The following is a 15,434-nucleotide window of genomic DNA, read 5'->3' on the forward strand; positions in this document are numbered from 1 at the left end:
ACTTGCGTGATAGGGTCGGCTGGTATAATGAGTAGATCACAATAAAAATGCGTGGGCCGCTGGTCCGCCACGGAGGGGAGGCGGTCGCATGGTGTCGACCGAAAGCGCCGCGCGAGCGCCAAGCGCGATCGCGCGCTATGGGACCGCATCGGGTCCCGAACCCGCGCGGACGATTGCATCAGGCAATCTCAGTTTCGTCGTCGAGAATGGCGCCGTCCGGTGGATCAAAGTCGGCGGCGTCGAGCTCGTGCGCGGGCTCGATTATCCGGTTCGCGATGCGGACTGGGGCACGTTGGCGACGCGGACGATCGAGGAGAGCGTCGAGGACGACGGGCGCGCACGCTATCGCCGCACGTTCAGTGCCGGCGATGCGTTCGACGGCGTCTTCACCATCACCGCCGAAGACGGTCTGCGCATCGAGGCGAGCCTCGTCCTCACGGCGCGCGCGGACGTTGTCGTCAATCGCGCGGGTTTCGTCGTCCTCCATCCGCTGAACGGCCTTGTCGGCGCACCGATGCGTGTGCGCCGCCCCGATGGCGGGGCGGACGCGCTCACCTTTCCCGAACGCGTATCGCCCGGACAGCCGGTCTTCGACCTTGCGGGGATCGCCTATGCGATCGGCGGCGTCGGCGTCGACATGACGTTCGCCGGCGAGGTCTTCGAGATGGAAGACCAGCGCAATTGGACCGATGCGTCCTTCAAAACCTACTGCCGCCCCCTCGGCCGGCCGCGTCCCTTCACCATCGCGGCGGGCGAGACCGTGACCCAGTCGATCACGATGGTCTTCGAGGCGGGCGAGGCGCGCGCCGCGACCCGCGCCCGGCCGGCCGCGAGCGGCGTGATGCCCGACATCACCGTCGCGCTCGACGAGGCGCGGGCGCCGCTGAGCGACGCGGCGTCCACGATCCTCTCCCGCATCCCCTTCGCCGGGGCACAGGTGCGCCTTCAGCCGAACGAGGCCGGCACGGCCTTCGCGCGCGCCGCGCGGCTCGCGCTGCCGGTCGCGCTGGAGATCGAACTTCCCGCCGGCGAGGACATCGCGGCGGGCCTTGCCCACGTCGCCCGATCGGCGCGGGAGGCGGGGATCGCGCCGACCGACGTCCTCGCTCTGCCGGCCGAATATCTCGCGAGCATCCAACCCGAGGGGCCGTGGCCGGAGCGCACCCTCGCGGACGCGGCGCGGCTCGCACGGGCGGCCTTTCCGGGCGCCGATATCGCCGGCGGCGTCCTCACCAATTTCACCGAATTCAATCGCTGCCCGCCGGCGTTCGAGAGCGACAGCGTGTCCTTCTCGACGACCGCCATCGTGCACGCCGCGGACGATGCGTCCGTCCTCGAAACGCTGGAGGCGCTGCCGAGCGTCTTTGCGAGCGCGCGCGCCCATGCCGGCGCGCGCCCCATTCGTCTCGGCCTGATGGCGGTCGGGATGCGCACCAATCCTTATGGCGCGGCCGTCGCCGGCAATCCCGATCAGGTGCGCAGGCCCATGGCGTTCGCCGATCCGCGCCAGCGCGGCCTGTTCGCGGCGGCCTTTCTCGTCGGTGCCGCGGCCGCCGCGGCGGAGGCGGGGATTGCGAGCGTCTCGCCCGCGATGGGCGAAGGCCCGCTCGGACTCGTCCACCGCGCCGCGGATTTTCCGCAGCCGGACTATGGCCCGGACGCGGTCGTCCATCCGGTGTTCCACGTCGTGGCGGCGCTCGCCGCGCTCGCCGGGCGCGCCGTGTCGATCGAGGGCGCGAGCGGCGGCCTCGTCACCATTCGCGCGGAGGAGGGCGGCGGGATCGTCGGCCTTGCGGCCAATCTCGGCCCGGTGCCGGCGCGGGTCGAGGGACACGCCGCGCATTTGTCGGCGGCAACCTTTGCGGCGGCGATCACGGATCCGGCGTGGCTCGAAGGGACGATGCTCGTCGAACATCCGGTGCTCGAGCCGCTCGACGTGGCGATTTTGTTCGGTGAGGGAGAGAGCGAGTGAGCGAACCATTCCGCGGCGTGCTGATCGGGTGCGGGTTCTTCGCGAAGAACCACATGCACGGCTGGGCGGACGCCGATGGGGCGGAGATCGTGGCGGTCTGCGATCTCGACGAGGCGAAGGCGAAGGCGATGGCCGCCGAATTCGGCATCGCGCGGACCTACACCGACGCGGCGGCGATGTTCGCGGCGGAAAAGCCGGACTTCGCCGACGTCGCGACGACGGTCGAATCCCACCGACCGCTCGTCGAGCTGTCGCTCGCGAATGGTGCGGCGACGATTTGCCAGAAGCCCTTCGCCGAGACCTTCGCCGACGCCAAGGCGATGGTCGACGCGGCGGCGCGTGCGGGCAAGCCGCTGTTCGTGCATGAGAATTTCCGCTGGCAATTGCCGCTGATCGCGCTGCGCGACGCGCTGGCCTCGGGGGCGATCGGGCGGCCGACTTATGCGCGCCTCTCCTTCCGCCACGGCTATGACGTCTATGCCAATCAGCCTTATCTCGCGAAGACGCCGCGGTTCGCGTTGATGGATGTCGGCATCCACCTTTACGACACCGTCCGCTTTCTCCTCGGCGATGCGGCGGACATCCATTGCCGCACGCAAAGCCTGAAGCCGGGCATCGCGGGGGAGGACGCCTTCGTCGCCACGCTGCGGCACGATAGTGGCGTGGTCTCGACGATCGAGTGCTCCTTCTTCTCCAAGATCGTGCCCGACCCGTTCCCCCAGACGCTCGCCTGGATCGAGGGCGATGCGGGGACGCTGGAGCTCACCGGCGACTATCGTCTGCGCCTCCACAAAGACGGGACGGTGACGGAGACCGACGTCGAGCCGGAGATCCCCGCGTGGGGCGACCGGCCCTGGCACGCGGTGCAGGACTCGGTCGCGGCCTTCGAGCGCCATGTCGTCGACGTTCTGCGCGGCAATGCCGAGCCGCAGCCGTCGGGCGCGCACAATCTCGAGACGCTGGCGATGGGGCTCGCCTCCTACCAGTCGGCCGAGACGGGCAGTACGGTCGATCTCGATCGATACATGGAAGAAAGCGCACGATGAGCGAACGATTTGAAGCCGACTATCTGATCGAGACGGCCTATCCTCTGGATGCGGCGGCCGAGGCGATGGCCGGCGAGCAATCCTCCGGCACCTTCGTCCCGGTGCCGGGCGAAACGCCGGAATTGAAGGCCCGCGCCGCCGCGAATGTGGTGGCTCTCGACGATCTCGGTCCGGTGGAGGCGCCGTCCCTTCCCGGTGCGGGAAAGGCGGGCGAGCCGCACCGCCGGGCGAAGGTCACGCTGTCCTGGCCGCTCGCCAATATCGGCCCCTCGCTTCCCAATCTGTTGGCGACGGTCGCCGGCAACCTCTTCGAGCTGAAGCAGTTCTCCGGCCTCAAGCTCACCGACCTCCGCCTGCCGCGCGCGTTCGCGGACGCCTATCAGGGCCCCGCTTTCGGCGTCGAGGGAACGCGGCGTCTCGCCGGGGTCGAGGGGCGGCCGCTGATCGGCACGATCATCAAGCCGAGCATCGGCTTCACCGCCGACGAGACGGCGGTGTTGACGAAAACCCTGTGCGAGGCCGGCGTCGACTTCATCAAGGACGACGAGCTGCAATCCGACGGTCCCGGCTGCCCGTTTGCGGACCGGGCCCGCGCGGTGATGGATGTCGTCAACGCCCACGCCGACCGGACCGGAAAGAAGGTGATGTTCGCCTTTAACCTCACCGGCGAACTCGACGAGATGCGCGCCCGGCACGACCTTCTCGTGGAACTCGGCGCGACCTGCGCGATGGTCAGCCTCAATTCGGTCGGTCTCGTCGGCCTCACGGCCTATCGCCGTCATTCGGCTTTGCCGATCCATGCCCATCGCAACGGGTGGGGCGTGTTCGACCGGCATCCGCTGCTCGGCTTCTCCTATGTCGCCTGGCAGAAGATGTGGCGGCTGATCGGGGCCGACCACATGCACGTCAACGGCATCGCCAACAAATTCTGCGAAGCCGATGAGAGTGTCATCGCCTCCGCGCGGGCGTGCCTCACGCCGCTTTACGAGGACAAGCCGTGCATCGCGATGCCGGTCTTCTCCTCCGGCCAATCGGCCAAGCAGGCGCCGCCGACGTATGAGGCGCTCGGCTCGCCGGACCTCATCTTCGCCGCGGGCGGGGGGATCATGGCCCATCCGCAAGGGCCGGCGGCCGGCGTCGCGAGCCTCAGAGAGGCGTGGGCGGCGGCGATCGAGGGTGTCCGTCTCGACGAGGCGGCGAAGTCCCATCCGGCGCTCGCCGCCGCCCTCGGGGCCTACGCATGAGCCTTCCGGAGGGCCCCCTCGTCGCCTGGTATGGCGACGATTTTACCGGCGCCTCCGCCGTGATGGAGGTGCTGACCTTCGCGGGCTTTCCGTCGGTCCTCTTCTTCGAGACGCCGAGCGCCGAGCGGCTCGCCCGCTTCGGCGATTTGCGCGGCATCGGGATCGCCGGTGAGGCGCGCTCCAAGAGCCCGGCCTGGATGGCGGCGAACCTTCCGCCCGTCTACGAGGCGCTGCGGGCGACGGGCGCGCCGCTCCTTCATTACAAAGTGTGCTCGACCTTCGATTCGGCCCCGCATGTCGGCTCGATCGGCAAGGCGGCGGATCTTGCGATGGGGCCGGACGACTGGGCGCCCCTCTTGATCGGCGCGCCCGAGATCGGCCGCTGGCAGGCGTTCGGCACGCTGTTCGCGGCGGCCGGCGGAGACGTCTACCGGATCGACCGCCATCCGACGATGTCCGTCCATCCGGTGACGCCGATGGACGAGGCGGATGTGCGCCGCCACCTCGAACGCCAGACCGAGAAGACCGTCGGCCTCGTCGACCTGCGGGCGCTCAAGACCGGCCGCGGTGCCACGGCCCTTGCCGAAGCGCGGGAGGCCGGACACCGGATCGTCGCGCTCGACGTCATCGACGCGGAAACGCTCGCCGCCGCCGGCGCGCTGATTTGGGACGAGGCAGTGAAGGGGCAACTCTTCGCGCTCGGCTCGCAAGGCGTGGAATATGCCCTCGTCGCGGCATGGCGCGCCGCCGGTCTCGCCCCCGAGATCGAGACGGGGGCGGCAGGCGGTCCCGCCGCGCGCGTCGCCGTCGTCTCCGGTTCATGCTCGCCGATCACCGCCGAGCAGATCGCCCGCGCCGGAAGCGACGGATATGCGCTGATCCCCCTCGACGCCACCGCCGCGCTCGATGCGGAGGCGTGGACGGCGGAGAAGGCGCGCGTCGTCGCCGCCTCGCTCGCCGCGATCGGGGAGGGGCGCGATCCGCTCGTCCATTCCGCGCGCGGGCCGGGCGATCCGGCCGTCGCCGCCCTTCGCGAGGCGGTCGCGCGGGCGGGCGCCAAGGCGGACGAGGTCAACGACCGGATCGGCGAAGGTCTCGGCGCGATCCTCGACGCCGTGGTGCGCGAAGCGCGCCTCACCCGCGCTGCCATCGCCGGCGGTGACACGTCGAGCGCTGCCGCACGCGCCCTCGGTGTCTACGCGGTGACGGCCGAAGCGCCGCTCGCGCCGGGCGTCGCGCTCCTCAAGGGACATGGCGACGATCCGGCGACCGACGGCCTCCAGATCGCGCTGAAAGGCGGACAGATGGGGCCGCCGAACTTCTTCGAACAACTGAGGGCCGGTGGCCCGGGAGGACGATCATGACGAAAATTGCGCTGCTCGGCGCGGGTGGAAAGATGGGTGTCCGCCTCGCGACGAATCTCAAGGGATCGAATTTCGACGTCGCCCATGTCGAAATTTCCACCGAGGGCCGGGAGCGGCTGAAGGCCGCCACGGGCTATGATTGTGTCGACCAGGCGGCCGCGCTCGCCGATGCCGACGTCATCGTGATGGCGACGCCGGATCGGCTGATCGGCAAGATCGCGCACCAGATCATCGGCGACGTGAAGCCCGGCGCCGCGATCATCATGCTCGACGCCGCCGCCCCCCATGCGGGCGAGCTGCCGGAGCGGGCCGACGTCACCTATTTCGTGACCCACCCCTGCCACCCGCCGATCTTCAACGACGAGGACAACGAAAAGCGCCTCGACTTCTTCGGCGGCGTGAAGGCGAAGCAGCACATCGTCTGCGCGCTGATGCAGGGGCCGGAAGAGCATTATGCGCTCTGCGAGGAGGTCGCCCGCACGATCTACAAGCCCGTCATGCGCTCCCACCGCATCACGGTGGAGCAGATGGCGATCCTCGAGCCGGCGCTGTCGGAAACGGTCGGTGCGACCTTCGCCCTCAATCTCAAGAAGGCGACCGACGAGGCCGTCCGCCGCGGTGTTCCCGAGCAGGCGGCGATCGACTTCATGCTCGGCCACCTCAATATCGAGCTCGCCATCGCCTTCGGCATTTTCCCCGAGGGCCGCTTCTCCGATGGCGCGCTCCACGCGATCCGCGAGGCGGAGCCGCAGATCTTCCGGGAAGACTGGCTCCAGCGGATCTTCGCGCCCGAGGCGGTGCTCGCCTCGGTGAAGGACATCTGCGAACCCGGCGAAGCGGCCTGAAGAAAGCCGCACGCCCATATTTTCAGGGAGGACTTTCTATGAAGAGATTGACCACCTTCGGCGTCGGCGCCGCCCTTGCGACGATGGGGGCGGCCATCGCCGCTCCCGCCTCGGCCGCCACCATCTGTTTCGCGTTCCAGGACCTCGAAACGGAATTCTGGGTGGCCGGGCACGCCGCGATCATCAAGACGCTCGAGGATGAGGGCCACCAGGTCATCGAGCGCAACGCCAACGAGGACGCCAACCGCCAGCTCGAACAGGTGCGGGACTGCATTGCCCAGGGCGTCGACGGGATCATCATCATCCCGCAGGACGGCGAGAGCGCCGTCACCATCGTGAAGGAGGCGCAGGAGAACGACGTTCCGATCGCCGTCTTCAACCGCCCGCCGTCGGACCTGTCGCGCGGTATCGTCGTCGTTGCCGACAACGCCTCGATCGCGGGTCAGGCGGTCGACTTCCTCGCCGAGCAGGCGCTCGCGGCGGCCGGCGAGGGGGAAAAGCTCCAGCCGCTGATCCTCGTCGGCGATCTCGGCGACCCGAACGCCGTCGGCCGCAAGGAAGGCTTCTACAACGCGATCAACGCCCACAAGGACCGCTTCGAGACCCCGATCGAGGTCGCGACGGAGTGGGACGCGGCGACCGCGCTCGCCAATCTCGAAGCCGCGGTGACGGCCAATCCCGAGATCGACCTCATCTTCACCTCGTCCGACTTCCTGTTTCCGACGATCCGCTCGGTGCTCGAACCGCGCGGCATGTGGAAGAAGCGGGGCGAGGAGGGGCACGTCATTCTCGGCGGCCTCGACGGCGACGCGACGGCCTGCAAGCTGATCAAGGACGGCTTCGTCGACGCGACCGGCGTGCAGGATCTCTATTTCGAGGCCGACGAGGCGCTGAAGGCGATCCTCACCGCGATCGACGCCGGCGAATATGCGCCCAACGAGGTGATCGAGGATCCGGGCTTCGCGCTCACCTCGGCCAATATCGGCGAGCGTGAGATGGATATGTGGGGCTGCGTGCTCCTCTCCGAAGGCTTCCTCGACAAGTGAGCGAGCCCGCTCGTTCCGTTCCGCGTCCCCTACCGGTCGCTGGACCGGGAGGGGCAGGGGCGCGGTCCGCACCGCCCGGCATCGGGCGGGCGGACGGCGCGCGGGCCCACGGCATTGCGGCCGGGGCCCGGCACGGCATCCTTGCCCGCCTTTCGAGGCGGGCGGGGGATCTCCTCCTCTCGGACTATTTCGTCCTCTATCTGTCGCTCGCTTACGTCCTCGTCCTGTTGCCGTTTCTGCCGACGCTGTCGAACCCGGCGAACCTGTCCAATGTCCTATCCAATATGTGGCCGCTTTTGGTGGTCGCGGTGGGGCAGACCTTCGTCCTGACGATCGCCGGGATCGACCTCAGCCAAGGCTCGGTCATCGGGCTCGCAAGCGTCGTCGGCGGGGCGTTGCTCGCGGTTGGCGGGTCGGGCGCGGTGCTGGAGAATGCGCCGCTCTGGGGAACCGTTCTCACCGAAGAGGGCGGGCCGCTCGCCGGCGTGCCCTACGGACTTCTCGTCGGCATCGTCGCGATGCTCGTGACCGGGGCGATCATCGGTCTCATCAACGGCGTCTCCGTCGCCTATCTCAACATGCCGCCCTTCATGGTGACGCTCGTCGGCCTCATCGGCATCGGCGCCTTCGCGATCTGGCTCACCCAATCGGAGAATATCAGGCCGCTGCCCGACAGTTTCGTCGAACTCGGCAAGGGCGATCTCGTCTCCGTCTATCTCGGCGCGCAGGACGAGCCGCGCATCCCACGCCGGCAGATCTATTCCTTCGTGACCTATCCGATGGTGATCGCTCTCCTGATCGCGATCGGCGCGCATCTTTTGCTCTCGCGCACGGTGTTCGGCCGCTATGTCTACGCGATCGGGGCGAACCGGCGCGCGGCGGAGATTTCCGGGGTCCCGGTCAAGCGCATCATCGTCGCCGTTTTCATCATTTCGGCGGTGTGCGCGGCGGCGGGGTCGATCCTCTATTCGGCACGGCTCGAGGCGGGCCGGCCGACGCTCGGCGAGGGCGCCTTCCTGCTCGATGTCGTCGGCGCGGTGGTGATCGGCGGGACGAGCCTCTTCGGCGGCAAGGGGAAGATCATCTGGACGGTGTGGGGCGTCCTCTTCTTCGTCCTCCTCTCCAACACGCTCAACCTTATGAACCTGTCGTCCTTCCACATCGACATGGTGAAGGGCGGGGTGATCCTCGCCGCGGCGATGCTCGACGTTCTGCGAACGCGATTGATGCGGGAGAGGGCGATATGACGGCGCTTTTGCGGTTCGACGATCTGTCGAAATCCTTCTTCGGCGTCAGCGCCGTCGACGGCGTCACGCTCGACGTGCCGGAATACGGGGTGCTCGGGCTCATCGGCGAGAACGGGGCCGGAAAGTCGACGCTGATGAATATGGTCGGCGGCGTCGTCGAACCGTCCGGCGGGCGGATGTTGTGGCGGGGCGAGCCATATGCGCCGCGCGATGCGGCCGAGGCGAGCGCGCGGGGCGTCGCCTTTATCCATCAGGAGCTCAATCTCTTCTTCAACCTCACGGTCGCGGAGAATCTCTTCGTCGACGGGTTTCCGAAGCGCTTCGGCCTCATCGATCGCGGCGCGATCCGGCGCCGGGCCGCCGAGTTGATGGAGGCGCTCGACCTCGACGTGTCGCCCGATGCGCTCATCGAGGATCTGTCGGCGGGCGAGCGGCAACTCGTGGAGATCGCGAAGGCGCTGCACCGCGATGCCGATCTCATCATCTTCGACGAGCCGACGACCTCGCTCACCCCGCGTGAGACGGTGCGGCTTTTCGAGGTGATCGGCCGCCTCAAGGCGCAGGGGAAGACGATCATCTATATCAGCCACGTGCTCGGCGACGTCGCCGCGCTCTGCACCCATATCGCGGTGCTGCGCGACGGAACGCTCGTCGAGGCGGCGCCGGCCGAGGCCTTCACCATCCCTCGCATGATCCACGCGATGATCGGGCGCGAACTCTCCGGCCTTTTTCCGGCGCGCACCGCACGGCCCGCAGAGGAGACGGTGTTTTCGGTCGCCGCCCTCTCGCAGCCCGGCGTCATCGAGGACGTCTCTTTCGAGATCAAAGGCGGCGAAATCCTCGGCCTTTTCGGGTTGATGGGGTCCGGCCGCAGCGAACTCGCGCGCATTCTGTTCGGCCTCGATTCCCATCAGGGCGGCGCCATCGCGATCGACGGCCGGCCGCTGTCGGGCGGCGCGCGCGAGCGGATCGCCGCGGGCCTCGCCTTCGTCACCGAAGACCGACGCGCGGAGGGGCTGATGATGGATGCGCCGATCGCCGACAATCTCTCGCTCGTCTCGATCGCCCGCTTCGGCCGCACGCCGTTCGCGATGATCGACACGGAGGCGGTCGAGGCGGACACGGCGGCGATCGCCGATCAGGTTCGCCTCAAGGCCGGCAATATCCGCCGCCAGCCGGCCAAATCGCTGTCGGGCGGCAATCAGCAGAAGGTCGTCATCGGCAAGTGGCTGATGCAGAACCCGCGCGTCTTCATCCTCGACGAGCCGACCCGTGGTGTCGATGTCGGCGCGAAATACGAGATCTACGTCCTCGCCGACCGGCTCGCGGCGGCGGGTGGGGCGGTGCTCTTCATATCGTCCGAGATCGAGGAGTTGATGGGCGTGTGCGACCGCATCCTCGTGATGAGCCAGGGCGAGATCGTCGGCGGGTTCGACGCACCGCCCTTCGAGCAATCGGCCATCCTCTCGATGGCCTTCCGGCAAGCGGCATGAGGGGCACCATGGGCGATCTCCTCGCACGGCTCCTGCTGAAGAACGCGACGGCGCTGATTTTCGCCGGCGTCGTCCTCCTCTTTTACGCGCAGGCCCCGCATTTCCTGTCGGTCGAAAACTTCGCCAATATCGTCAAACAATCCTCCTTTATCGGGATTTCGGCGGTCGGCATTTCCTTCGTGCTCCTCACGCGCGGGATCGACCTGTCGGTCGGCTCCGTGATGTATCTCGGGCCGCTGATCGCCGGCTTCGCGATGCGCGATCTCGGCATCGGCGTGGCGGGCGGGCTCGTGACGGCGGCGATCGCGGGGATCGCGATGGGGGCGCTCAACGCGCTCTTCATCGTCCGCTTCAATATCGCGCCCTTCATCGTCACCCTGGCGACGCTCTTCTTCTTTCGCGGGGCGGGCACCTGGATGACGAGTTCGCGCCAGTTCGACTTCGACCGGTCGCTCCTCGATTTCGGCCTCTCCTCAGTCGCGGGCGTTCCGGTGCCGGTGGTGTTCTTCGTGGTGTTCGTGGTGCTTGCCCACATCGTGCTCTCGCGCACCACGTTCGGGCGGCAGATCTATGCCGTGGGCGCCGACCCTGAGGTGGCGCGCAAGGCCGGCGTCCGCGTCGAGTTCGTGAAGGCGCGGGTCTATATGATCTCGTCCGGCTGTGCGGCGGTGGCCGGGTTCGTCCTGATCGCGCAGATCGGCCGGCTCGATGTCGCCTTCGGTGAGGGCCGCGAGTTCGACGTGATCGCGGCCGCGGTTCTCGGCGGCGTCAGCCTCTTCGGCGGGATCGGCTCGGCGCTCGGCGCTGCGGTGGGGGCGCTCCTCATCCAGACGGTGAAGACCGGGCTCGTCTTCACGACGGTCAATCTCTACCTCCAACCGATCGTGCTCGCGGGGGTGATCTTCGCCGCGGTGCTCATCGATTCGTTGCGCGTCATCCGGCTGCGCGCCACGCGCAAACGGTCGATCCGGCCGCTGACGCGCTGACGGGTCCCCGCCGGGGTGGTGGCGCGCTGCCGCTCCCTCCGGCGGACGGCCGCGATCTTGCACGCCGAAAAGCGATTGCACGGCGGGGTTGATTTCCGCTCGGACGGATTCGCGCTATCGCCTGCCTCAAATGTCGCAGATAGGGAGGAAGATCGTGTTCGACGATCTCAAAGGAAAACGCGTCCTCATCACCGGCGCGAGCACGGGCATCGGCGCCGACGTCGCGATCGCCTTCGGGGCGGCCGGGGCCAAGGTCGGCGTCGTCGCCAACCGCAATGTCGCGGCGGGCGAGGCCGTCGTGAAGGCCGCGCGCGAGGCGGGCGGCGAGGCCGAGCTGTTCACCGCCGACGTCTCGAAGACCGAGGCGTGCCGCGGCCTCGTCGAGGCGTTTGTCGCGCGTTTCGGCGGGATCGACGTGCTCGTCAACAATGCGGGCGCGTTGCTTCACCGGGTCGGCACAGAGGCGGTGACGGACGAGACCTACGATGCGGTGCTCGATCTCAATATCCGCTCGGTGGTCATGATGTGCCGCTTCGCGATCCCGCACATGAAGGCGGCGGGCGGCGGTTCGATCATCTCGACCGGCTCGATCGCCGGGCGTGACGGGGGCGGCATCGGCTCGATGCTCTATGGCGGCTCGAAGGCGTTCGTGCACGACTGTATGCGCAATATGGCGAAGGAATTCGCCGCGGACGGCATTCGCGCCAACACGGTGGCGCCCGGTTATATCGAGACGCCGTTCCACGCCGAGACGCCCGTCGCGCGCAAGGAAGCGATGGTGAACGCGGTGCCGATGAAGCGCCCGGGAACGCCTGCCGAGTGCGTGCCGATCTATCTCTTCTTCGCCTCGAATGCCTGCAGCGGCTACATCACCGGCCAGATCATGGACGTGAACGGCGGGCAGATCATGCCCTGAGGCGCTCGAAGCGCCCAAAAAGAAACGCCGGGGCAGCGATGCCCCGGCGTTTTGCGTTGCGATGGTGCGCCCGTCTCAGCCCACGAACTGGGGCATGAAGAGACGGGGCAGGAAGAGGATCACGCTCGGCAGGAGGATGATCGCGAGGAGCACCAGGAGCATCGGCACGAGCAGCACTAAGACGTCCTTTAATGTGTCGACGAGACGGATCTTGCCGATCGAGGCCGCGATCAGCAGGCAAAGCCCGTAAGGCGGCGTGATCAGGCCGAAGGACAGGCTCACGACACCGATGATCGCGAAGTGGATCGGATTCATGCCGACATGCTCCGTCACCGGCATCAACACGGTCCCGAGAATGATGATCGCGGGGATCGCGTCGATGAACATGCCGATGATCAGGAAGGCGAGCGCCACCATGATGCCGGTGCCGATCAGCCCGAGACCGAGCATTTCGATCTGCGAGACGAGGGCGGCCGGGATCTTGAAGTAGGCGAGGCACCAGCCGAACGCCGACGCCGTGCCGATGCAGAACAGCGAGATCGCGGCGAAGCGGGCGCTGTCATAAAGGATCGACGGGAGGCGGCGGATCGGCACCGTCCGATAGAGGAGGACGCCGAGCACGAGCGAGTAGAGCACCGCCACGACGGACGCTTCGGTCGGCGTGAAGAAGCCGCCGACGATGCCGCCGATGATGATGAGCGGCGTCACGAGCGCGAGCGATGCGCCGGTGACGGCGGAGATCAGTTCGCGCAGGTTGGAGCGCACCGACACCGGATAATTCCGCCGCTTGGCGTAGATATAGACCGTCAGCATCTGCGAGCCGGCGATCAACAGGCCCGGAATGACGCCGGCGAGGAACAGTCCGCCGATCGAGACCGACATCAGCCCGCCCCAGACGACCATGAGGATCGACGGCGGAATGACGACGCCCATCACGCTCGAGCACGCCGTGATCGCGACCGAGAAGGAGGTGTCGTAGCCCTCTTTCTTCATTTGCGGGATGAGGAGGGAGCCGATACCCGCCGCATCCGCCGTCGACGAGCCGGAGATGCCGGCAAACAGCATCGACACGACGACGTTGACGTGGCCGAGACCGCCCGGAAGGTGGCCGACGAGCGCCTGCGAGAGCCGGATCAGCCGGTCGGTGATGCCGGCTCCGTTCATGAGGTTCGCCGCGAGCAGGAAGAACGGCACCGCGAGGAGCACGAACGCGTTGTAGCTCTTGAACATCTCCCGCATCAGAAGCAGGGGCGTCAGCCGCGGCTCGATGAAGAAGACGGGCGTGACCGCGAGCGCCAGGGCGAAGGCCACCGGCACGCGCAGAATGATCAATAAGGCGAAGCCACCAAACAGGATCGCCGCGACTTCACCCGGTCCCACTGCGCTTTTCCAATCTATAGGTTGAGAACACTTCACCGATCTTCTCGGCGATGAACAGGAGCCAGATCACCCCGGCGAGCGGCCATGCGCCGTAAATATAGAGCATCGGCAGCCCCGAGATTTCCGAGCGCTGGCGCATCCCGAGTTTGGCGAAATCGATCCCGAAATAGACGAAGGTGATTCCGGCGAGGCCGACGGCGGCGATGGGGATGAGCTGGAGGGTGAGAGCGAATTTCGGATTTTCCGGCCGGGGCAGGAGGTCGACCTCGAAGTGGGTCCAGTCCCGCACCGCGATCATCGCGCCGACCATGATGATCCACACGAAACAAAGCCGGGCAATCTCTTCCGTCCAGATATAGCGCGGGACGTACCCGGAATATCGGCTCAAGATCTGCATCGTCACGGGAACGATGAGCAACGCCATCAGCAAGGTCAGGACGACCCTGAGGAGGCGATAAAGGCCTTCACAAAGTAAATGCATCGACCGCTTTCATGTCTGAGGAGACGGTGAATACACAAGCGGCGGGCACCCGAGAGCACCCGCCGCCAGAGACTAAAGCCGCTCGCCTCAGTTGGACGGGGCTTCGACGGCCTGGATCTTCTCCAGCACGTCGAGGGCACCGAGCTCCTCGGCGTAGGCGCGCTGCACCGGCTCGGCGAGCTCGAGGAGCTTGTCGCGCTCGGTGAACTCGTGCGTCGTCAGGAGGCCGTCGGCTTCCATCTTGGCGAGCTTCTCGGCGTCCTGCGTGCTTTCGATCTCACGGCCGAGCTTGCCGCCTTCCTTGCCCGCCTTGAGGACGCATTCCTGCTCCTCGGGCGTCAGGCGCTCGAAGGTGGCGTTGGAGAACGCGATCGGACGGACCGTGATGGCGTGCTGGGTCTTCGCAATGTGCGGGCCGACTTCGTAGAACTTCATCTGCTCGAGGCCCGCCGCCTCGTTCTCGGCCGCGTCGATCACGCCGGTCTGGATGGCGTTATAGACCTCGGAATAGGCGATCACCGACGGCGCGGCCTGGACGGCCTCGAAGATGCGCGTCTGGATCGGGGCGCCCATCACGCGCATCGGAAGATCCTTCAGCTCTTCCATGTTGGTGATCGGACGGTTGACGATGAGGTTGCGGGTGCCGCCGCCGGCATAGCCGATGAGCAGGACGTCGGCCTGCTGAAGCACGTCCTCGGCGAGCGGATCGAGCGCGCCGGCATCGATCGCCGCGTTCCAGTGATTGATGTCACGGAACAGGAACGGCATGTCCATCAGCGGGGCCTTCTGGGAGAAGGTCGACATGTGCGAGGGGCTGACGACCGCATAGTCGATCGCGATGCCCTGGCTCATGTTTTCGAAATAGTCCTTCTCGAGGCCGAGCTCGGAGTTGAGGTGAAGCTCGAACGTCAGCGAGCCACCGGAGCACTCGGACGCGACTTCCTCGAATTTGCGGAGCGCCTTGGTGAAGGCGTGGTCTTCGTTGAACTGGACGGCGCCGACGAGTTCGGTGGCCACGGCCGGGGCGGCCATAAAGGCGCCGAGCGCGCACGCGCAGGCAACCGTAGTGAAACGGTTCATAGCTTCCTCCCAATATACGTTCGTTGCCGAACTGTGTTGTTGGGGGAGTGTTTTCGATTGGAGGCGACCTGTCAATCGATCTAGTAGCCCGATTGTTGAACAAATTGGCGACAAGGATGGCCAGGCAAACCGGCCAACTGACACCCTGTTTGGGCAAATCGACAACCCGAAACCAAACGGGCTCCCGCGCGTCCTTTGACGTTTCGCCATCTTCTGATCGCTTTATGTGCACATTGTACGATCACCGGACCACAGGTTTCGCGCACCCCGACCTTGTGGATGGTCTCCGCCTCCGGCGAGCAAGGGCGACGGGCGCGTCGCGCGGCATCGATGC

13 protein-coding genes are annotated in these 15,434 nt (G+C 67.0%); 10 read left to right on the forward strand and 3 right to left on the reverse strand.

The window, feature by feature from the left end:
• Positions 1-88: 88 nt before the first annotated feature.
• The 10 genes from L1787_RS24300 to L1787_RS24345 all read left to right on the forward strand — a co-directional run bounded on the left by L1787_RS24300 (position 89) and on the right by L1787_RS24345 (position 12,159).
• A complete protein-coding gene (locus L1787_RS24300; protein ID WP_235711687.1) occupies positions 89-1,972 on the forward strand; it encodes a D-apionate lactonase family protein in 1,884 nt (627 codons plus the stop codon).
• Positions 1,969-3,018: a Gfo/Idh/MocA family protein gene (locus L1787_RS24305; RefSeq protein WP_369415135.1), complete on the forward strand. Its 1,050-nt coding sequence runs from the start codon at positions 1,969-1,971 to the stop codon at positions 3,016-3,018. Before L1787_RS24300 ends, L1787_RS24305 begins: the two co-directional genes overlap by 4 nt.
• The gene (locus L1787_RS24310) at positions 3,015-4,262 is read left to right on the forward strand and encodes a ribulose-bisphosphate carboxylase large subunit family protein (protein ID WP_235711688.1); all 1,248 of its coding nucleotides are present in this window, start codon (positions 3,015-3,017) and stop codon (positions 4,260-4,262) included. The genes L1787_RS24305 and L1787_RS24310 overlap by 4 nt, the downstream gene beginning before the upstream one ends.
• Positions 4,259-5,626 (forward strand): four-carbon acid sugar kinase family protein, encoded by a 1,368-nt coding sequence (locus L1787_RS24315; RefSeq protein WP_235711689.1) that lies wholly within the window; start codon positions 4,259-4,261, stop codon positions 5,624-5,626. The genes L1787_RS24310 and L1787_RS24315 overlap by 4 nt, the downstream gene beginning before the upstream one ends.
• Positions 5,623-6,471, forward strand: a complete 849-nt coding sequence (locus L1787_RS24320; RefSeq protein WP_235711690.1) for a phosphogluconate dehydrogenase C-terminal domain-containing protein — start codon at positions 5,623-5,625, stop codon at positions 6,469-6,471. The genes L1787_RS24315 and L1787_RS24320 overlap by 4 nt, the downstream gene beginning before the upstream one ends.
• Before the next feature lie 38 nt (positions 6,472-6,509).
• Positions 6,510-7,517, forward strand: coding sequence for a sugar ABC transporter substrate-binding protein (locus L1787_RS24325; protein WP_235711691.1), 1,008 nt, complete (start codon positions 6,510-6,512; stop codon positions 7,515-7,517).
• Entirely contained in the window at positions 7,514-8,764 is a 1,251-nt protein-coding gene (locus tag L1787_RS24330; RefSeq protein WP_235711692.1) for an ABC transporter permease, read from the forward strand. The genes L1787_RS24325 and L1787_RS24330 overlap by 4 nt, the downstream gene beginning before the upstream one ends.
• Positions 8,761-10,257: a sugar ABC transporter ATP-binding protein gene (locus tag L1787_RS24335; protein ID WP_235711693.1), complete on the forward strand. Its 1,497-nt coding sequence runs from the start codon at positions 8,761-8,763 to the stop codon at positions 10,255-10,257. The genes L1787_RS24330 and L1787_RS24335 overlap by 4 nt, the downstream gene beginning before the upstream one ends.
• An 8-nt stretch (positions 10,258-10,265) precedes the next feature.
• The gene (locus L1787_RS24340; protein ID WP_235711694.1) at positions 10,266-11,243 is read left to right on the forward strand and encodes an ABC transporter permease; all 978 of its coding nucleotides are present in this window, start codon (positions 10,266-10,268) and stop codon (positions 11,241-11,243) included.
• A 121-nt stretch (positions 11,244-11,364) separates the two neighbouring features.
• Positions 11,365-12,159 carry an SDR family NAD(P)-dependent oxidoreductase gene (locus tag L1787_RS24345; protein ID WP_439648325.1) on the forward strand — a complete coding sequence of 265 codons (795 nt, stop codon included), beginning with the start codon at positions 11,365-11,367 and terminating at the stop codon, positions 12,157-12,159.
• A 75-nt stretch (positions 12,160-12,234) separates the two neighbouring features.
• On the opposite strand, the gene L1787_RS24350 is transcribed toward L1787_RS24345, so the two are convergent.
• The 3 genes from L1787_RS24350 to L1787_RS24360 all read right to left on the reverse strand — a co-directional run bounded on the left by L1787_RS24350 (position 12,235) and on the right by L1787_RS24360 (position 15,100).
• Positions 12,235-13,539, reverse strand: a complete 1,305-nt coding sequence (locus L1787_RS24350; protein WP_235711696.1) for a TRAP transporter large permease — start codon at positions 13,537-13,539, stop codon at positions 12,235-12,237.
• Positions 13,526-14,020, reverse strand: coding sequence for a TRAP transporter small permease (locus L1787_RS24355; RefSeq protein ID WP_235711697.1), 495 nt, complete (start codon positions 14,018-14,020; stop codon positions 13,526-13,528). Before L1787_RS24355 ends, L1787_RS24350 begins: the two co-directional genes overlap by 14 nt.
• Positions 14,021-14,107: 87 nt before the next feature.
• A complete protein-coding gene (locus tag L1787_RS24360) occupies positions 14,108-15,100 on the reverse strand; it encodes a TRAP transporter substrate-binding protein (protein ID WP_235711698.1) in 993 nt (330 codons plus the stop codon).
• Positions 15,101-15,434: the final 334 nt, after the last annotated feature.

The organism is Acuticoccus kalidii (assembly GCF_021556395.1).
Lineage (GTDB): Bacteria > Pseudomonadota > Alphaproteobacteria > Rhizobiales > Amorphaceae > Acuticoccus > Acuticoccus kalidii.